The organism is Thalassospira sp. CH_XMU1420-2 (genome assembly GCF_037029325.1).
GTDB classification, from domain to species: Bacteria; Pseudomonadota; Alphaproteobacteria; order Rhodospirillales; family Thalassospiraceae; genus Thalassospira; species Thalassospira povalilytica.
The window spans coordinates 1-17597 of sequence record NZ_JAYMEG010000006.1 but is presented as its reverse complement, the minus strand read 5'-3'; the positions used below and the strand labels follow the sequence as shown (position 1 = coordinate 17597).

Below are 17597 nucleotides of genomic sequence, written 5' to 3'. Positions count from 1 at the left end.
ACACTGCCGTTTCTCACGCGAACGATAAGTTTTTTTACGAACTTTTTCATAATTCAAGCGTTTCCAGATCAATGCCAGTCAGGCATTTGATGCAGACTTGCGCGTTTGTTTGTAAGATAATGTTCACTTTCTGCGTGGGGTGAAAATAGGGGAAACTGCTGTAAATCAACGGTCTATTGTGTGATGGTGCGGATCAAGACCTGTTCCGTTACGGAAATAAAATGTGCGAAAATCCGCACACAATGGAATTTCATCGTTGTTAATCGAAATTCAGTTAAACTGATTTTTTATAGGTTTTTGATATTGTGGTTGTTGGTGGGAAATCGCATCTTGCTTTCAACGCAGACATGGCGGGGCGTCATTGATTGTTTGTCCTGAGCACCAATGGCGGGTGGGACCTGACATGTCACCAAGGCTTTATGCCTCGGAATGCGTGGTGGGAAAGTGGGCGGTTTCTTCTGCGTTAGCTGGAAGAACCGCCTTTTTTCTTTCCGGGCAAGGGTGCCGGTAGCCGGATCAAAACAGAATGCGTGATGACATTCTGAAACCGGTTACTTCGCAATAACAACAAGAATTACCGTGCTTACCATTACATTAGGGAAGGAGGTCTAACGCGATGAAACTGGCCGTTCCAAAGGAAATATGGCCCGGAGAGAAGCGCGTTGCCGTCACACCAGAGACCGTCAAGAAGCTGAAGGCTCTGGGGTTCGACGTCGCAATTGAGGCTGGTGCCGGAATTGACGCCGCCATACCGGATGATCGCTTTGTCGATGCCGGTGCAACCATTGCCAAGACAATGAAAACGACCGTGAAGGATGCCGATGTCATCTTCAAGGTTCGCCCACCTGTCATTGATGGCAAAACCAACGAATTGACGGCTTATAAAAAGGGGGCTGCTGTTGTTGCCCTGCTTGAGCCCTATGACCGCAAAGACCTGATCGATGCGATGGCCAAGGCCGGGGTTGATGGCTATTCCATGGAACTGATGCCGCGTATTTCGCGTGCCCAGTCGATGGACGTTCTGTCGTCGCAATCCAACCTTGCCGGATATCGCGCGGTTCTTGATGCCGCCCATGAGTTTGGCCGGATCTATCCGATGATGATGACGGCTGCCGGCACCTTGCCGCCCGCCCGTGTTGTCGTGGTCGGGGCCGGTGTTGCCGGCCTTCAGGCCATTGCAACGGCCAAGCGCCTTGGTGCCGTTGTGTCGGCATTTGACGTGCGCCCGGCGGTCAAGGAACAGGTCCAGTCGCTTGGCGGTACCTTTATCGAAGTCGAAGACGACAACGCATCGGATGCAGAAACCTCTGGCGGCTATGCCAAGGAAATGTCGGACGACTACAAGAAAAAGCAGGCCGAGAAGCTCAAGGAAGTTCTGGCCAAGACCGACATCGTCATTACGACCGCGCTTATTCCCGGCCGTCCGGCCCCGGAAATTGTCACAGCCGACATGGTTGCCGGCATGAAACCGGGTTCGGTGATCATTGATCTGGCCGCGGAACGCGGTGGCAACGTTGCCGGTGTGAAGCTTGGCGAAACGGTTCTGACCGAAAATGGCGTCAAGCTGATCGGTCCGGCAAATATCACAAGCTCGGTCGCGACCGATGCAACCGCGATGTATGCCAAGAACCTTTTGAACTTCATTACCCTTTCTGTTGACAAGGACAAGGGCGCACTGGTGTTTGACGGCGAAGACCAGATTATCTCCGAAACCAGGCTCACCCACGACGGAAAGGTCGTCCATCCGAAATTCGGCGGGGAGGAGGTCGCAAATGGCTGATCAATCCGTAGCCCAGAATGCAAATGAACTGCGTGATGCCGCCCTTGGTCTGGCAGAAAAGGCCGCGAAGCTTGCCGACAGTCTGGCAAGTGGCGCAACCGACGCAGCAAACACCGCCACGGTCGCAGTCCAGGGAACGGGCGTCAGCCCGACGGTTCTTGGTCTGACCGTGTTCGTACTGGCCTGTTTTGTCGGCTATTACGTGGTGTGGAAAGTCACCCCGGCCCTTCATTCACCCCTGATGGCGGTTACCAACGCCATTTCGTCGGTGATTATTGTCGGTGCACTTCTTGCAGCAGGCCCGGTGGAGATGAACTTCTCCAAGATGATGGGCTTCATCGCGGTGGTGTTGGCATCGGTCAACATCTTTGGCGGCTTTATCGTCGCCCAGCGCATGCTGCATATGTTCAAGAAAAAGAAGTAGGGGGAACACACAATGTCGGAAAACCTTTCGGCTTTCCTGTATCTGGTGGCCTCGGTCTGCTTCATCCTGTCGTTGCGCGGACTTTCGTCACCTGAATCGGCCCGGACCGGGAACATCCTTGGCATGGTGGGTATGGCAATTGCCATCTTTACCACGCTGGCCTCCCCGGCGGTGCTGTCTTATACCACCATCATTGTCGGCATCCTGATTGGCGGTGCGATCGGTACGGTGATCGCCCTTAAAATCCAGATGACCGCCTTGCCACAGCTTGTCGCGGCCTTCCATTCGCTTGTCGGTCTGGCAGCGGTGTTTGTTGCCGGTGCGGCCCTGTATTCGCCCGGTGCCTATGGTATCGGAACGGCGGGCAATATCGGTGCGGCCAGCCTGATTGAAATGGGGCTTGGCGTTGCCATCGGTGCGATTACCTTTACCGGATCGCTTGTCGCCTTTGGCAAGTTGCAGGGCATTGTTTCGGGGACGCCGGTGCGCTTCCCGGGGCAGCATATGCTGAACCTGTGCATCGGGATCGGCATTGTTGTCTTTGCCATCATCCTTGTTGCAACCGAAAGCCATACGGCCTTCTGGATCCTGGTTGCGCTGGCGCTTGTTCTGGGGATCACGCTGATCATTCCGATTGGCGGGGCGGACATGCCGGTCGTTGTTTCCATGCTGAACTCCTATTCCGGCTGGGCAGCATGTGGCATCGGCTTTACCCTGCAAAACAACGCGCTGATCATTACCGGTGCGCTGGTCGGTGCGTCGGGGGCGATCCTGTCCTACATCATGTGCAAGGGCATGAACCGTTCGATCTTCAACGTCATCTTTGGCGGCTTTGGTGCCGAAGGTGAAGCTGCCGCTGCTGGTGGCGGTGATGGCGATCGTGCGGTCAAATCCGGATCGGCCGATGATGCGGCCTTCATCATGAAGAATGCATCAAACGTGATCATCGTTCCGGGCTATGGCATGGCCGTGGCACAGGCACAGCACGCATTGCGTGAAATGGCCGATATCCTCAAGGCCGAGGGTGTCAATGTCCGCTACGCCATCCATCCGGTCGCAGGACGTATGCCCGGTCACATGAACGTGCTTCTGGCCGAGGCCAGCGTTCCCTATGACGACGTTCTGGAAATGGAAGAAATCAACCGTGATTTCGGTTCCGCCGACGTTGCCTTTGTCATCGGGGCCAACGACATCACCAACCCGGCCGCCAAAACCGATCCGGCCAGCCCGATCTTTGGCATGCCGATCCTTGAAGTCGAAAAGGCCAAAACGGTCCTGTTCGTCAAACGCGGCATGTCAGCCGGTTACGCTGGCATCCAGAACGAACTGTTCTTCAAGGACAACACCATGATGCTGTTTGGTGACGCCAAAAAGATGTGTGAAGAAATCGTCATGCATCTTGATAACTGATCGAGGTCCAGCATACTGATGCTCAAAGGGCGACCGTTTGGTCGCCCTTTGTAGCTTTGCTAGTAGCCAAGGTGTCTTATGTGGGTCGTAAGAGTCGGTGATTTGCATGGTGAGTCTGCGAAAATTCTGTGTTTTTTGTGGGAAAAACCCGGTCAGTAAGAATAAAGAACACATTCTCCCAAAATGGCTGATTGAGCTCACGGGGGATAAGAACCGAAATACAACAGTCCTAATTGACAAAAATGACTTTTCTCCAATCCAGCATTCGTTCAGTGCGTTCACTTTTCCTGCATGTGAAGGCTGCAACTCCGATTTTTCATTTCTAGAAAATGAAGCAAAAAGGATTCTGCTAAAATTTTTTCAAGATGAGCCGGTTACAGAAGAAGAAATATCATTATTTCTGGACTGGATGGATAAAGTACGTGTTGGGCTATGGTTGGCTGATATTGTCAGAAACAGTAAGCAGAACTCCGTAGATCCAAATTTTTATATATCCGACCGAGTAGGGCAGGGAGATAGGGCAATCCACATATTAAGGTGTGGAGATGGTTCAGAGGGATTGGGTTATACTGGAGTATCTACTCTTGCATTCCACTTAAGCCCATCTTGTTTTGCGCTATCCATTAACAGTTTGAGTTTTATAAATATTTCATCGCAGAATCTTTTTTCTCACAACTTGCAATTTCCAATATTCAAAAACCGATATCTAAAGGAGTTTACTGGGCTGGTTGGAGGAGATTTTTCTAGAGCGAGATCAAAAGTATCATTGCCAATTATGCCTCCCTTAATAGGACTTGATTGCCTGTCGTTATTTCAGCCTGTCATTTCGTCTGAATTGGCAAATGAACCAAAATATTTGAACCTATTTCAGACAGGTTTTTTGGAGAAAAATATTCTTTCTTGTGGGCGAAGAGGGCGCATATATCTCCGGAGTGGTAATTGCTTTGAGGATGTTCGCGGGCATCCCAAAAAACTTGGGACAAGTTTGCTAGCTCCATATGATCGGGAAACTGTGAGCGCTTGGCTTGGTTACAATGTGCTAAAGCTTCAACTAAAACTAATTGCTATGTCGCCAAGATATGATCACTTCTCAGACGAAAATAGGGAATATGTAGAAAGTCAAATTAAGTATTCGAAGAAAATTAATGGACTGGTGATGAATGATCTCAGGAAGAAACTCAAGATCGTTGGTGTGAAAGTTTTGTGATTTTTGATTTTTTATTTCTTTATTCGATCTGAAATATAAAATTTAGATATCAAGTAGGTTGAATGTTAAAAACTGCAAGATACTTACTGTATTTGACCATGGCGTTGTCAATTGCGCTGGTCGCGTCGATGGGGTTGAATATTCTGACCTATGTGCGTCTGACCGATGAAGACCCGATTGCGGCCCTTTATTTCGAACCGGTTTCCGAGGATGTGTTTACCGCGCATCTGGTGTCCGATGATCCCGGTGTCAGCGGGACTTATGAAATCCTTGGTGATCAGTGGCGGATTGATGCGGAATTCATCAAGCTGAAGCCATGGGCCAATATCATTGGCATGGATGCGCGTTATCAGCTTGTGCGGTTCGAGGGCCGCTATCGCGATGTGGTGCGGCAAAATACCGCACCGTTTCGGGCCTATGAGCTTGGAACGGGTGATGCGCTTGATCTGATCAATTATCTGGCGGAATGGAATTTTCTGGTCGATGCCGAATATGGCAGTTCGACCTACACCGATATCAAGGAAGATACGGTGTATCGGGTTTATCGCACCCAGTCGGGGATTATCATCCGGTCCGAACCGATGCCCGATCCGATTGGCTATGAGCCAACGATGCTTGATGATATCCGGGCCTGGGTGTCGGGAAACTGATGTGAAATCAGTCGCGTTTCAATAGTCCAGAAAAACCAAACCCGCCCGGATTGCTCCGAGGCGGGCTTGGCGCACGGGTCCGAACTTGGCAAGCCAAATTCGATCGTACAGTCACGTTCGAGATACCCCGAAAGTGAAAAAGACTAGAAGCCTTCGCGCTCGATGCGCTTACGCTCCAGCTTGCGGGCACGACGGATTGCTTCCGCCCCTTCGCGAGCTTTCTTCTCCGACGGCTTTTCAAAGTGGCGACGGAGTTTCATCTCACGGAAAATGCCCTCGCGCTGCATCTTTTTCTTAAGCGCTTTCAGAGCCTGATCGACATTGTTGTCGCGAACGATTACCTGCACGGAAACCACGCTCCTTTCAAAAAAACAAAAACACCCGGAGTGCGGAATGCTCCCCGGTTGGATTTACGGTCAAGCTGACCGTGGCCTGTATATAGTGCAAACCGGCCAAAAAGAAAAGAGGGAAGGGGATGTTCGCCTTTGACGTTTATACATGCCTGCACCGCAAAACGCCAAGGCATGGGAGGTGAATTTCCGATGTCGGTTTTGTGATAGGATGCTTTGGGTGAATTATATAGTAAAAATAAAATCAAAAGTTGCTATAATGCGTTGACAAAATTCAATATATCGCGGGCCACCAAGGGTGATCAGCCCCGGATATGAAAACGCACAAGACAAGGTTGGTTCAAAAACGGGTAGGGTCCACAGATGGAAAACAGTCTGCGCGAAGCGGCAATTGCCCATGCGCCGTTCTTTGTTACAGCGCCGGGCGATACCGATGCCCTGTTTGTCGGTGTTGTGTGGTTTGTGATTCTGGCGGTGTTTTTGATCGGGGCGTTTTATCTGAATATCCATGCCTTGCCCGAACGGTTGGCCCATCATGCCAATCACACCCAAATTCAGCTGATCGGTGTTTTGACGCTTTTGGCGTTATTTACCCATAACAACGTGTTCTGGGTGGCAGCACTGGTTCTGGCGGTGATTAGGTTCCCCGATTTCATTTCCCCGATTCAGGTGATCGCCAATGCGCTTATGGCGATGGCGCAGGCCAAGGGGGCGACCATAAGCCCCGGTGGTGCGACCCAAAACCCGTCGTCAAGCCCGTCGGGAACCCCGGCGCCAAACCCGTCACCAGCAACGGCACATGGGACAACCGATGTGAAACCGGCGGACGGGGCAGGCAGCCCTGATCCGTCATCCGGGGGCGCGCGTCAGGAGAATCCGAAAGATGTTTGAGCTTCTTCTGTGTTCTATGTTCACCATCCTGCCCGATTTTCTGGTGCGCCGGTATGTCCAGGGCAAACGGATCGGCAAGGAATTAACCCTGTTTTCCGTCTGGTATGAGCTTCGCTATGGCATTACGGCCTGTGCGATCCTGACGCTTAGTCTGGTGACGTTGATTTTCTATTTCCATCCGTCGACAACCAATGTGTCGTCCTTTTTCCGGACCATCACCATTCTGCCGGAAAAGGGCGGGCGCGTGGTCGAGGTTTATGTCGATAATGATGACGATGTGGATGCCGGGGACCCGTTATTCCGCCTTGATAACCGGGTTGAACGCGAAGCCGTTGCCATGGCCGAACAGCGTATTGCCGAAATCCGTGCCCAGATGGATGTGGCGCGTGCCGATATTGCCGTGGCCGAGGGCAATGTCGAACAGGCGCGCGGGGCCTATAATCAGGTGCGCGACGAATTGAAGGTCAAATCGGACCTGCTGTCGCGCGGCACCAATGCGGTTTCAAGGCGCGAAGTCGAACGGCTGGAAGTATCACTGACCACACGCCAGGGCGGCCTTAATGCCGCCGAGGCCAGCCTGAATGTCATCAAGACCAAGCTTGACAGTCTTCTGCCCGCCCAGCTTGCCAATGCGCAGGCAGCCTTGCGATCGGCCGAGGCTGATCTGTCCAAAACCGTGGTCCGCGCCGGGGTAAAGGGCAATATCCAGCAATTCGCCCTTCAGGTCGGGGATTTTGTCAGTCCGATCTTGCGTCCGGCCGGTATCCTGATCCCGGAACGGGACGGGGAAACCATATTCCTTGCCGGCTTTAACCAGATATCGACACAAGTGGTCAAAACCGGTGTGATTACCGAAGTCACCTGTGCGTCCCTGCCATTTGAAATCATTCCGATGGTGGTGATTGATGTGCAGCCGGTGATCGCCGCCGGTCAGTTCCGGCCAAGCGACCAGTTGCTTGATATCACCGAACGGGCCAAGCCCGGTACGTTCCTGGTCAAGATGGTGCCGCTTTATCCGGAATCGATTGCCGATGTGCCGCTTGGCAGCAAATGTGCCGGCAATGCCTATACCAACACCCATGACCAGCTTGAAAATCCCGATATCGGAACCGGAGAATGGCTGTTCCTGCATATGGTACAGACCGTCGGTGTGGTTCATGCGCTGCTCCTGCGGGTTCAGGCCCTGCTATTGCCGATCCAGACGCTGGTTCTGACCGGGCACTAGGAATGGGGCATCCCCGGGATGCGCCGGAGGATTGCAAGGATGAGTACCGCTGGCATCGCAGGTGTTGCTTGCAAGGGCCGGTATCGTCGGGATGTTTTGCACGCCGGGGCTTTACAGCCGGGCGGTTTTGGATGGATATAGTGCTATGTCGATCCTGAAAATTGCCCGGATGGGCCACCCGGTTCTGCGCAAGGTCGCCGACCGGGTCGAAGACCCGCTTGATCCCGAAATTCAGCGCCTGATTGCTGATATGAAGGACACCATGAAGGATGCCGGTGGCGTTGGCCTTGCGGCACCACAGGTGTTTCAGTCAAAGGCGATCATGGTCTATTACGTGCCCGCGATGCGCCAAAGCGACGATCCTGACGATGCGGCCATTCCGCTTTCGGTTCTGATCAACCCGGAAATCGAACCGGTTGGCGATGAAATCGTTGATGGCTGGGAAGGGTGCCTGTCGATCCCGGGGCTTCAGGGGGTGGTACCGCGCTGGAACAAAATCCGCTATCGCGGGTTAAATGAACAGGGCGAAGAAATCGAACGCATTGCCGGTGGGTTCCATGCCCGGGTCGTTCAGCATGAATATGATCATTTGATCGGAGTCATGTATCCCGAACGTATGGAAGACATGACGCTTCTTGGGTTTAACGAAGAATTGCGCGAATACCCGCCCGAGACTACATTCAGGCAGGCTTGTGCATCGCGAAGTGATGACGATGCGCAAGACGCCGGATCACCTGACGAGGAGGCATAAATGACCGTGTCCGAAAGCATGAGCCGCCTGCAAGCCCAGCGCGAAGCACTGGTCGAGGCCGCCCTTGAACATATCCCCTTTGACGGCTGGACCAGACAGGCGCTGCTGGCCGGGGCAGAGGATCTTGATCTTGCGCCGGGTGAAGTGGACCGGTTGCTGCCCAATGGTATCCGTCAAGCCATTGTGACCTATGTCGAAATGACCGATCGCAAAATGATCGCCGCCCTTGATGAGAAGGGGCTGGAAAACATGAAAATCCGCGACCGGATTGCCACGGCGGTCAAAACCCGGCTTGATCTGGTGGAAAATCAGAAAGACGCCGTGCGCGGTGCGCTGGCCTTCATGACCCTTCCGCAAAATGCCGCCCTTGGGCTTAAACTGACCCATGGCACGGTTGATGCCATGTGGGTTGCCGCCGGTGATACATCGACCGATCATAACTGGTACACCAAGCGCATGCTGCTGGCCGGGGTGTATGGATCGACGCTGGCTTACTGGCTGGATGATACATCCGATGACCATGCCGATAGCTGGGCGTTCCTTGATCGCCGGATCGGCAATGTTCTGCAAATCCCGAAAATCACCGCCAAGCTGGGCAAGGTCGGCAAATTTGCCACAGCCCCGTTCAAGCTTGGTGCAAAGGTCGCCAATTGCATGCCGACCCCGGGGCGGCTGCGCCGTCAGTTCGGGGGCTGAGCCGACCGACTGCCAAGCATAAAGACAAAATCAGAAACGCCACCGGCAGCAATGCGGTGGCGTTTTGTTTTGGATCGGGAACTCTTTGGGGGCGATGGTCCGGAAGGCGGACCTAAAAGGTGTTTTCAAGAAAACTCAGAAGCGTTCTGTCCGGGGCGTTTGCGCGTTTCATGTCCTCGGCCAGATCGACGGTGAAGGCTGATCCGAAAAGATGGCGCGGGCTGTCGCCATTGGCTTTGCGCTTTGCCTTGTCATCGGCGGACTGGATTTCTTCTAGGGTCGGTTTGGCTGCCAGCGCAACCAGTTCGGACGGCGGCGTTCCCATCCAGATGCCCTTGCGGTTTTCCTTGGCAAATTCCTGATCGCGCAAATAGGTCGCACAGCTCGGATGGCTGTCGCAGCTGACCATATCGACCATCGCCCACCCGGCACGCAGGATCAACCGGTTAAGGTCATTTCGCCCGATGGTGCATTCGGTCAGCATCGGGAACAGCTGCACATCCGAGACCTGCTGACATTTGATGGCATAGTTGTTGATGATGCGGTCAAGTGCCTGGGATGCGGCGGCACCGCACTGGAATTCAACCGATCCCGCACGGCAAATCATGCCCGGTTTCGGGGCGCGAATGCCAAACAGTTCAACAATCAGATTGCCAAAACGAAGCTTGTCGCCTTCGACAACTTCGGGAAATCCGGCAGCACCCGGTGCGGCATATGCGCCATTCAGGCGGGTTTCGATGGCGCCAAGCCCGGCAAGCATTGCAACAATGATCAGAAGTTTCTTCATCACGTTCAGTCCGTAAAGAGTTTCCTGCCTGATCAACAGCAAACCCGATGCCAATCTGCTGGGCATAAAATGCCAGCCGGTGATATTGATGCGTAACGTAATGAAATGCATAGCAAAAATCCCCGGACGCATGCGCTGTCCGGGGCTATGAATATTGTGTGACCTTACGGTCGGGGCACTTTATTTGGGAAGAACCCAGGTCACGTGACCCATTTTGCGGCCCGGCTTTGCTTCGGCCTTGCCATAGAGATGCAGTTTTGCATTCGGCTCGGTCAAAATTGCCTGCCAGTCATTGATGTCATCGCCAAGAAGGTTCTTCATGCGGGCCTTGGAATGGTGGGCCGGATCGCCCAGCGGCAGGCCACAAACAGCGCGGATGAACTGTTCGAACTGGCTGGTGATGCAGGCATCAATGGTCCAGTGACCGGAATTGTGCGGGCGCGGGGCCACTTCATTGACCAGAATGTCACCATCGGTGGTGACAAACATTTCAACCGCCAGAAGGCCGACGAACTCCATCGCACTGACCAGCTTGATTGCGATGTCTTCGGCCTTTTTTGACAGGCTGTCGGCAATTTCAGCCGGGGCAACGGTCACATCAAGAATGTGGTTGGTATGCACGTTTTCGACCGGGCAGAAGCAGGCGGTATCACCCTGAACGCCGCGTGCGACAATAACCGAGATTTCGCGTTCAAAGGAAATGAAACCTTCAAGGATGGCATCGGCCCCCTTCATCTCGTCCCAGGCTTCGGCCAGATCGGTATCTGCGTTGATTTTCACCTGTCCCTTGCCGTCATAGCCAAGTTCGGTGGTCTTGAGAACCGACGGGCGGCCAAGTTTGGCAACCGCGGCTTCAAGATCGGCAAGCGAACGGACGGCTTCGAACGGGGCGGTGCCGATGCCATGTTCGTTGCAGAAGGTCTTTTCACGCAGGCGGTTTTGCGAAATATGCAGGCATTTCCAGCCCGGGCGTACCGGCACCAGGTCAGCAAGCAGCTTTACGCTGTCATGCGGGACGTTTTCAAATTCAAACGTGACGACATCAACATCCTCGGCAAAGGCACGCAGCGCATCCAGATCGGTGTAATCGGCAACGGTTGCCTTGGCGCAAACCTGTTCGGTCGGGCTGTCGGCCCCCGGGCCAAACACATGGACCTTATAGCCCAGTTCAGCCGCGCAGAAGGCGGCCATACGGCCAAGCTGGCCGTTGCCCATGATGCCAATCGTGCTTCCCGGTACGATGATGCGCGTGTCGAAATCCTGCGTCATTTAATCCTCGATCAAAAATCTTCCCGGTGGGAAAACATTGCCTGTCGTCAGGCCAATTTCAAATCTGTGACGGGCAAAACAAAAACGCGCCCGTTTGGGCGCGCCTGTCTTGGGTCATGGTGCCGGATCAACCGGTTCGTCGGCGACCGATGCGGTCTGGGCTGCGCGCCAGTCATCAAGGCGTGCGGCAAGTCCGTCATCCATCAGCGCCATGATTTCGGCGGCCATCAGACCGGCATTCTTTGCACCGGCCGATCCGATGGCAAGGGTACCAACCGGAACGCCGCCCGGCATCTGCACGATGGAAAGCAGGCTATCAAGCCCCTTAAGGGTGCGGCTTTGAACCGGCACACCCAGCACCGGAAGCGGCGTCATGGCCGCTGCCATGCCCGGAAGATGGGCCGCCCCGCCAGCACCGGCGATAATGATCTTAAGGCCGCGTGACTTTGCCGTTTTGGCATAGTCATACAGGCGATCAGGGGTGCGATGGGCTGAAACGATTTTCTTTTCGTAAGGGACGTTCAGCGCATCGAGGACATCTGCTGCGTTTTTCATGGTTTCCCAGTCGGACTGGCTTCCCATGATAATGCCGATGACCGGTGTTTGATCGCTCATGTTGGCGGCTCCGTATTCGGGCGGTTTCGTGAAGGGCCGCATTATATGCAGCACGGGCCATCATGCAAGCCTGCTTGCAACATGCCAGACCCGCAGAATCCTTTATATTTTCCTGTCCGATCTTCAATTATTCCGCGCTACCCGGAAGGGTAGCGATACTATTCTTACTGTCGATTGAAAATTAATGTGAAATGATTGTACTTTTGATTTATTATTTACCAATCACTCATATAACTGTGCAGGTAGCACGGGAAGGTCAGACATGAAAGTCACAAGGCCCGGTTCGTTGACACCCTCCATGGGGGGCGGGGATGGCAGATACCCATCCAATCCGTATGGTGTACTTGCCTATGGCAGGGATGCCGGAAGTCGACGCGCGCCCAGCCGCGAACATCAGGTTGATATCGATACGGAAACGCATCCCGACACGGCGGATGACGTTCCCTTTCACACGCCTGATATGGCCAATGTCCTTGGCATTCCCGACAGTCAGGTAACCCCGGCCGTTGAACAGGCCATCGGCCGGTTGATGGTGCGCATCAACAGTCTGACGGAAAATGTCAATGAACTGAAAAAGCGGCAGGCACGTCTGGCCCGCACCGAAGGCCGCGATCCGTTTACCGGGGCGCTCAGCTATCCGACCTTTATGCAGATCCTTGAAAACGAAGTTTCCCTGATCGGAACGGACCGCACCAACAGGACGGTTCTGATCTGCGAGCTGTTTAACATTGACGATATTCTTCAGCGTTATGGACAGGGCTGCAAACACGGCCTGTTCAACTATGTCCGCAGAATCATGGCCGATTTCGTGATGGCACCGCATCATCTGGGCTATCTGGGATGTAATGACTTTGTCGCCTTGATGTATAATGTCGATCGTGACGATGTGTTGCAGCGTGCCGATGCGATAACGCGCTGGCTTGAACAGAACCCCTATTCGCATAATGACAAATTCATCTATGTCGTGCCGGTCTTTGGCCTGTATCAGGCGACCAATGGCGATACAGCCCAGTCGGTTCTGAATTCTGCGGATGCCGCCTTGCGCGCGCAAAAGGAAATGCGCCTTGCCCAGCTTGACCGTATCCCTTACGGCATCTGATTGCTTCGCATATGCATTGAATGCCCGATGCAAGGCTTGGCCTTGCATGTTTTTTTGTGTGATCTTCAAAAACACAAACCCCGCATCGTCAATTGACGGTCGGGGTGCGGTTCGGATCAAATTTTTAAAGGGTGTCGGGGCGCTTTCGCGTATGGGCAAAATCGGCGCCCCACGCGGGCGCAATTGCCGGCCCGGTCAGGCAATAATATCGGGCACGAGTTGCGACTCGACATAGCGAATTTCATCTTTTAACGCGAGTTTGCGCTTTTTCATGCGGCCCAGACGCAATTGGTCATGGTGCGGGGCCTGAACCATCTGTTCGATGGCGATATCAAGATCGCGGTGTTCCTCGCGCAATGAAAGAAGTTTCTTTTCAATCTCGATCTGATTGATTTCGTCCATTTTTGATCCAGCTTAATAATCAACGCGAAGGGATTCTGATAATACCAGAATTGAGGTGGGCAACCCATATGATTTGTATCACCCTTTGCGGGCGGGACCCTGAAATCAGGATCCGGACTTTAAAATAATTATGGCGACCTTGGGAAGGAAACACATGCGGATCGGGATTTTGACCAGTGGTGGCGATTGTGCCGGACTGAATGCTGTTATTCTGGCGGTCGTGCGCCGCGCGGTTCTTGGCTATGGCTGGGATGTTGTCGGTATCCGTCAGGGCACACACGGCCTGATGCAGGACCCGCCCCAGGCGATTGATCTTAATGATCAGGTCAATAATGACGGCATGTTGCGTCTTGGCGGGACCATTCTTGGCACGATCAACAAAGGTGATCCGTTTCATTATCCGATGCCCGATGGCAGTTTTGCCGACCGCTCGCAGGAAGTGATTGATGGCTATCACAAGCTTGGACTGGATGCGCTGATCGGGGTTGGCGGGGATGGCAGCATGGCGATCCTGCATCGGCTGGCCCAGATGGGGGGCATCAATCTGGTCGGTATTCCCAAAACCATCGATAACGATCTGGCCCAGACCGAATATTCGGTCGGCTTTACCACCGCGGTCAATGTCGCGGTCGAGGCACTGGACCGCCTGCAACCGACCGCCGCATCCCACGATCGCATCATGATCCTTGAGGTCATGGGGCGCGATGCCGGGCATATTGCGTTGTTTGCCGGGGTTGCGGGTGGGGCGGATGCCATTCTGATCCCGGAAATGGATTACGATCTTGATGCGTTGACCGAACATTGTCTCAATATCCGCAAACGCGGGCGCAACCATGCGCTGGTGATTGTCGCCGAGGCGGTCAAACGCGATGACGGGGCGGCCGTGACCCAGGGTGATGACGGCCAAAAGGTCCGCTATGGCGGGATCGGGCACTGGCTGGCCGATGAACTTGGTGCGCGTACGGGCTGGGACACGCGGGTTACTGTTCTGGGGCATGTTCAGCGCGGTGGAACACCATCGCCGCGTGACCGGGTGATTGCATCGGCCTTTGGGGTTCATGCGGTCGATCTGATTGCCGACCAGAAGTTTGACCGGGTTGTCGCCTGGTCAAAGCGCAAGGTTGTCGATGTGGCGATGGCCGATGTTATTGTCGGTCCACGTCTGGTTGATACGGCGGGCACGATGGTCTCGACGGCAAAGGGGCTTGGTGCTTATCTCGGGCATCCGCCAAAGGTCGCGCGCACGGCAAAAACCGTGTGACGATCAGACAAAACAAAAAAACGATACGAGCAGGTAACAATGGATCAGGATGAAGTCTGGACCTTTACGGTCGGGATGTATGGTCGCGACGGTGTGGCAAAGCTGTGTCTGGAATTGCAGGAACGCTGTGGTCTGGATGTGAACATGCTGCTGTTCATGTTCTTTCTTGGTCAGAAAGGATTGGCACCGCACAGCGTCAGCGCACTGGAAGAAGTCGTGCGGGACTGGCGCGACAACGTGATCGTTCCGTTGCGCCAAACCAGACGCTTTTTGCGCGATGACCCGCGCGCAACTGCCCAGGAATTGCGCCAAAAGGTCAAATCAGACGAATTGCAGGCAGAACGGATTGAACAGCATATCCTGTGTGACGCGGTAACGCCGATCCCGTCGGATGACCCGTTTGCCGGGGCACGGGCATATCTGTCGCCCACCCGGTTCGATCTGGAACAGGGCGAATGTGATCAGGCGCTAAATCGCCTGATCTCGCTGATGGGGTTGGTCGCGGCCTGAGGCCGCGATGAACGTTCAGGCCCGGTTTTTCGGCTTGCCGGTGACCGGGATGTGATTGGCGGCATCCTCATCGCCCCAGCGTGCGGTGTCGGGCAAATCGATATCAAACAGATCAAGTACCCGCCCGCAACTTTGCGTGACCATTTCATCAAGCGATTGCGGCCGGGCATAAAAGGCCGGAACCGGCGGGGCAATGATCGCACCGTTTTCGGTAGCCTGCGCCATGTTGCGGATGTGCCCGGCATGCAGCGGGGTTTCGCGCACCATCAGCACAAGACGGCGGCGTTCCTTGAGCATCACGTCAGCTGCACGCGCGATCAGATTGTCGGCGACTCCGCTTGCGACCTCGGCTAGGGACTTCATCGAGCAGGGGGCAACCACCATCCCGCGTGCCCGGAACGATCCCGACGCAATGGATGCACCAATGTCGGCATTGTCATGGATGACGTTTGCCATCTCCTTGATATCGCGGATTTTAAAATCGGTCTCATAGGCGATGGTGCGTTCGGCTGCCTTCGAAAGAACCAGATGAGTCTCGATTGGTGTGTTTTTGAGCAATTCTAAAAAACGTATGCCGTAAATCACACCCGATGCGCCGGTTATGCCGATGATAAGTCGATCTTTTTGCGTCATGCCGATCCTTGCTGGACTGTGTTCTGGTTCACGATTGTGATTGAAACACTGGAAATCATGTTACGAAATTAATACCATCTTCTTGTGGGCAATGTCAGATATAAGGAGTAGGCGAATGAGCGTTCAAAGCCATATCGAAGCTCTTACTGCCAAACATGCTGCACTTGAGCAGGAACTCCACCTCGAGACGCGCCGACCGGCGCCCGATGATTCCCTTGTCGCAGACATTAAACGTCGCAAGCTTGAAATCAAGGACGAGATAAACCGAATAAACCATTAGCCGTTTGAGCATGGCCAAACGCGTGATGAAAAACATGCGACCAACCATGCAGACGGTTTGACGACCTCACAGATTTCCTAACTCTTGCTTTTGCCGCCTCCGATTGTCGCCCACGCGTGAGGCGGCAACTTTATGTCTGCGCTTTAAGGCGCCTGGCGACATTCCCGCATCACTGATGACACCTGAACCGATACGCGCGTGCGGCCCAAGCCGATCACGGCGCAATGGATTTTAGTGATTTTAATCCGCAGAAAATGGCGGAATACCGACGCTCTACCAATGTCTAAGGGGTAAGTGCGCATTAAATAGGTATTATGATGCCGATTTAATCGCTCGCCACAAAAACGCGGTCCGTATGGGCACAAGATCCATCATCGCGGGAGGAATTTTCGCCAATGACTGGTCGTTATCAGGAAACCTATGATCGCTCCCTTGCTGACAAGGAAGGTTTCTGGGCAGAAGCTGCCGAAAACATCACATGGTACCGCAAATGGGACCGCGTTCTTGATGACAGCAATGTGCCGTTTTACCGATGGTTCACCGGCGGCGAGGTCAATACCTGCTATAACGCGCTTGACCGGCATATCGAAAACGGGCGCGGGGACCAAGCGGCCCTGATCTATGACAGCCCGGTCACCAACACGGTCGAAAAAATCACCTATCGCCATTTGCGTGATGATGTGGCCCGCCTTGCCGGGGCCCTGCATGCACGCGGTGTGACCAAGGGCGACCGGGTAATTATCTACATGCCGATGATCCCGCAGGCCGCGATGGCAATGTTGGCGTGCGCGCGCATCGGGGCTGTGCATTCGGTGGTGTTTGGCGGGTTTGCATCAAACGAACTTGCCACGCGCATCAATGATGCCAAGCCGAAACTGATCCTGACGGCCAGTTGCGGCGTCGAAGGATCGCGCATCATTGAATACAAACCGCTTCTTGATCGTGCGATCGAACTTGCCGACCATAAACCGTCATCGGTCATTCTGTATCAGCGCCCGCAATGTGACGCCTTGCTGATCCCCGGGCGGGATTTTGACTGGACCGTGGAATGTGCCAAGGCCGCGCCATCGGATTGTGTGCCGGTGGCGGCGACCGATCCGCTTTATATTCTTTATACGTCCGGAACAACCGGTCAGCCCAAGGGCGTTGTCCGCGACAATGGTGGCCATATGGTTGCCCTGCACTGGTCGATGAAAAACATCTATGACGTCGAAGCCGGTGATGTTTACTGGGCGGCGTCCGATGTCGGCTGGGTGGTCGGGCATTCCTATATTGTCTATGTATAGAGGATTGCACTTATAATCCGTCAAACTTGCACTTATCGCGCTTTTCCGGCTCAGATTAAGTGATTTTATCG

General features: G+C 54.0%; 19 protein-coding genes and 1 pseudogene. 14 read left to right on the top strand and 6 right to left on the bottom strand.

Annotated features, from left to right (window positions below):
* Positions 1 to 616 precede the first annotated feature (616 nt).
* From WA429_RS17035 to WA429_RS17015, 5 genes are all read left to right on the top strand, one after another.
* Positions 617 to 1780, top strand: a complete 1164-nt coding sequence (locus WA429_RS17035) for a Re/Si-specific NAD(P)(+) transhydrogenase subunit alpha (RefSeq protein WP_287466302.1) — start codon at positions 617 to 619, stop codon at positions 1778 to 1780.
* Positions 1773 to 2204 (top strand): NAD(P) transhydrogenase subunit alpha, encoded by a 432-nt coding sequence (locus WA429_RS17030; RefSeq protein WP_068519680.1) that lies wholly within the window; start codon positions 1773 to 1775, stop codon positions 2202 to 2204. The genes WA429_RS17035 and WA429_RS17030 overlap by 8 nt, the downstream gene beginning before the upstream one ends.
* 12 nt (positions 2205 to 2216) lie before the next feature.
* On the top strand, positions 2217 to 3614 hold the full coding sequence (locus WA429_RS17025; RefSeq protein WP_068519681.1) for an NAD(P)(+) transhydrogenase (Re/Si-specific) subunit beta: 1398 nt from the start codon (positions 2217 to 2219) through the stop codon (positions 3612 to 3614).
* A gap of 106 nt (positions 3615 to 3720) precedes the next feature.
* Entirely contained in the window at positions 3721 to 4821 is a 1101-nt protein-coding gene (locus tag WA429_RS17020; RefSeq protein ID WP_287466303.1) for a hypothetical protein, read from the top strand.
* A 98-nt stretch (positions 4822 to 4919) separates the two neighbouring features.
* On the top strand, positions 4920 to 5471 hold the full coding sequence (locus WA429_RS17015; protein ID WP_287466304.1) for a hypothetical protein: 552 nt from the start codon (positions 4920 to 4922) through the stop codon (positions 5469 to 5471).
* A gap of 143 nt (positions 5472 to 5614) precedes the next feature.
* On the opposite strand, the gene rpsU is transcribed toward WA429_RS17015, so the two are convergent.
* On the bottom strand, positions 5615 to 5818 hold the full coding sequence (rpsU, locus tag WA429_RS17010; protein ID WP_008891676.1) for a 30S ribosomal protein S21: 204 nt from the start codon (positions 5816 to 5818) through the stop codon (positions 5615 to 5617).
* Between the two features lie 366 nt (positions 5819 to 6184).
* Between rpsU and WA429_RS17005 the strand changes: the two genes are divergently transcribed.
* From WA429_RS17005 to WA429_RS16990, 4 genes are all read left to right on the top strand, one after another.
* A complete protein-coding gene (locus WA429_RS17005) occupies positions 6185 to 6712 on the top strand; it encodes a hypothetical protein (protein WP_287466305.1) in 528 nt (175 codons plus the stop codon).
* Positions 6705 to 7937 carry an HlyD family secretion protein gene (locus WA429_RS17000; protein ID WP_068519685.1) on the top strand — a complete coding sequence of 411 codons (1233 nt, stop codon included), beginning with the start codon at positions 6705 to 6707 and terminating at the stop codon, positions 7935 to 7937. Before WA429_RS17005 ends, WA429_RS17000 begins: the two co-directional genes overlap by 8 nt.
* Positions 7938 to 8082: 145 nt before the next feature.
* A complete protein-coding gene (def, locus tag WA429_RS16995; protein WP_068519686.1) occupies positions 8083 to 8688 on the top strand; it encodes a peptide deformylase in 606 nt (201 codons plus the stop codon).
* Positions 8689 to 9384, top strand: coding sequence for a COQ9 family protein (locus tag WA429_RS16990; protein WP_068519687.1), 696 nt, complete (start codon positions 8689 to 8691; stop codon positions 9382 to 9384).
* 112 nt (positions 9385 to 9496) lie between these two features.
* On the opposite strand, the gene WA429_RS16985 is transcribed toward WA429_RS16990, so the two are convergent.
* From WA429_RS16985 to purE, 3 genes are all read right to left on the bottom strand, one after another.
* Positions 9497 to 10282, bottom strand: coding sequence for a thermonuclease family protein (locus WA429_RS16985; RefSeq protein ID WP_287466306.1), 786 nt, complete (start codon positions 10280 to 10282; stop codon positions 9497 to 9499).
* 69 nt (positions 10283 to 10351) lie between these two features.
* Positions 10352 to 11440, bottom strand: coding sequence for a 5-(carboxyamino)imidazole ribonucleotide synthase (locus tag WA429_RS16980; RefSeq protein ID WP_287466307.1), 1089 nt, complete (start codon positions 11438 to 11440; stop codon positions 10352 to 10354).
* Between the two features lie 114 nt (positions 11441 to 11554).
* Positions 11555 to 12055, bottom strand: coding sequence for a 5-(carboxyamino)imidazole ribonucleotide mutase (purE, locus tag WA429_RS16975; protein ID WP_287466308.1), 501 nt, complete (start codon positions 12053 to 12055; stop codon positions 11555 to 11557).
* A gap of 262 nt (positions 12056 to 12317) precedes the next feature.
* Here purE and WA429_RS16970 point away from each other — a divergent pair, with 262 nt between their 5' ends.
* Entirely contained in the window at positions 12318 to 13154 is an 837-nt protein-coding gene (locus WA429_RS16970) for a GGDEF domain-containing protein (RefSeq protein WP_258548249.1), read from the top strand.
* Positions 13155 to 13349: 195 nt separating this feature from the next.
* On the opposite strand, the gene WA429_RS16965 is transcribed toward WA429_RS16970, so the two are convergent.
* Positions 13350 to 13556 (bottom strand): YdcH family protein, encoded by a 207-nt coding sequence (locus tag WA429_RS16965; protein WP_068519692.1) that lies wholly within the window; start codon positions 13554 to 13556, stop codon positions 13350 to 13352.
* A 154-nt stretch (positions 13557 to 13710) separates the two neighbouring features.
* On the opposite strand from WA429_RS16965, the gene WA429_RS16960 reads away from it, so the two are divergent.
* Positions 13711 to 14817, top strand: coding sequence for an ATP-dependent 6-phosphofructokinase (locus WA429_RS16960; protein WP_068519693.1), 1107 nt, complete (start codon positions 13711 to 13713; stop codon positions 14815 to 14817).
* A gap of 39 nt (positions 14818 to 14856) precedes the next feature.
* Positions 14857 to 15327 (top strand): TIGR02444 family protein, encoded by a 471-nt coding sequence (locus WA429_RS16955; protein ID WP_287466309.1) that lies wholly within the window; start codon positions 14857 to 14859, stop codon positions 15325 to 15327.
* A gap of 15 nt (positions 15328 to 15342) precedes the next feature.
* On the opposite strand, the gene WA429_RS16950 is transcribed toward WA429_RS16955, so the two are convergent.
* A complete protein-coding gene (locus WA429_RS16950) occupies positions 15343 to 15960 on the bottom strand; it encodes a UbiX family flavin prenyltransferase (RefSeq protein WP_068519694.1) in 618 nt (205 codons plus the stop codon).
* Between the two features lie 91 nt (positions 15961 to 16051).
* Between WA429_RS16950 and WA429_RS16945 the strand changes: the two genes are divergently transcribed.
* Positions 16052 to 16240, top strand: coding sequence for a YdcH family protein (locus WA429_RS16945; RefSeq protein ID WP_336107718.1), 189 nt, complete (start codon positions 16052 to 16054; stop codon positions 16238 to 16240).
* Between the two features lie 395 nt (positions 16241 to 16635).
* Positions 16636 to 17520, top strand: a pseudogene (locus tag WA429_RS16940) (AMP-binding protein); the annotation flags it as partial.
* Between the last annotated feature and the right edge of the window lie 77 nt (positions 17521 to 17597).

Excerpts from the sequence above, each read along its gene's own strand:
- WA429_RS17015 (WP_287466304.1), top strand. The coding sequence starts at position 4,920 with ATGGCGTTGTCAATTGCGCTGGTCGCGTCGATGGGGTTGAATATTCTG.
- WA429_RS16965 (WP_068519692.1), bottom strand. The coding sequence starts at position 13,556 with ATGGACGAAATCAATCAGATCGAGATTGAAAAGAAACTTCTTTCATTG.
- WA429_RS16970 (WP_258548249.1), top strand. The coding sequence starts at position 12,318 with ATGAAAGTCACAAGGCCCGGTTCGTTGACACCCTCCATGGGGGGCGGG.
- WA429_RS16990 (WP_068519687.1), top strand. The coding sequence starts at position 8,689 with ATGACCGTGTCCGAAAGCATGAGCCGCCTGCAAGCCCAGCGCGAAGCA.
- purE (WP_287466308.1), bottom strand. The coding sequence starts at position 12,055 with ATGAGCGATCAAACACCGGTCATCGGCATTATCATGGGAAGCCAGTCC.
- WA429_RS17035 (WP_287466302.1), top strand. The coding sequence starts at position 617 with ATGAAACTGGCCGTTCCAAAGGAAATATGGCCCGGAGAGAAGCGCGTT.
- WA429_RS16945 (WP_336107718.1), top strand. The coding sequence starts at position 16,052 with ATGTCAGATATAAGGAGTAGGCGAATGAGCGTTCAAAGCCATATCGAA.
- WA429_RS17030 (WP_068519680.1), top strand. The coding sequence starts at position 1,773 with ATGGCTGATCAATCCGTAGCCCAGAATGCAAATGAACTGCGTGATGCC.
- def (WP_068519686.1), top strand. The coding sequence starts at position 8,083 with ATGTCGATCCTGAAAATTGCCCGGATGGGCCACCCGGTTCTGCGCAAG.
- WA429_RS17000 (WP_068519685.1), top strand. The coding sequence starts at position 6,705 with ATGTTTGAGCTTCTTCTGTGTTCTATGTTCACCATCCTGCCCGATTTT.
- WA429_RS16950 (WP_068519694.1), bottom strand. The coding sequence starts at position 15,960 with ATGACGCAAAAAGATCGACTTATCATCGGCATAACCGGCGCATCGGGT.
- WA429_RS17005 (WP_287466305.1), top strand. The coding sequence starts at position 6,185 with ATGGAAAACAGTCTGCGCGAAGCGGCAATTGCCCATGCGCCGTTCTTT.
- WA429_RS16980 (WP_287466307.1), bottom strand. The coding sequence starts at position 11,440 with ATGACGCAGGATTTCGACACGCGCATCATCGTACCGGGAAGCACGATT.
- WA429_RS17025 (WP_068519681.1), top strand. The coding sequence starts at position 2,217 with ATGTCGGAAAACCTTTCGGCTTTCCTGTATCTGGTGGCCTCGGTCTGC.
- WA429_RS16985 (WP_287466306.1), bottom strand. The coding sequence starts at position 10,282 with ATGCATTTCATTACGTTACGCATCAATATCACCGGCTGGCATTTTATG.
- WA429_RS16960 (WP_068519693.1), top strand. The coding sequence starts at position 13,711 with ATGCGGATCGGGATTTTGACCAGTGGTGGCGATTGTGCCGGACTGAAT.
- WA429_RS16955 (WP_287466309.1), top strand. The coding sequence starts at position 14,857 with ATGGATCAGGATGAAGTCTGGACCTTTACGGTCGGGATGTATGGTCGC.
- WA429_RS17020 (WP_287466303.1), top strand. The coding sequence starts at position 3,721 with ATGGTGAGTCTGCGAAAATTCTGTGTTTTTTGTGGGAAAAACCCGGTC.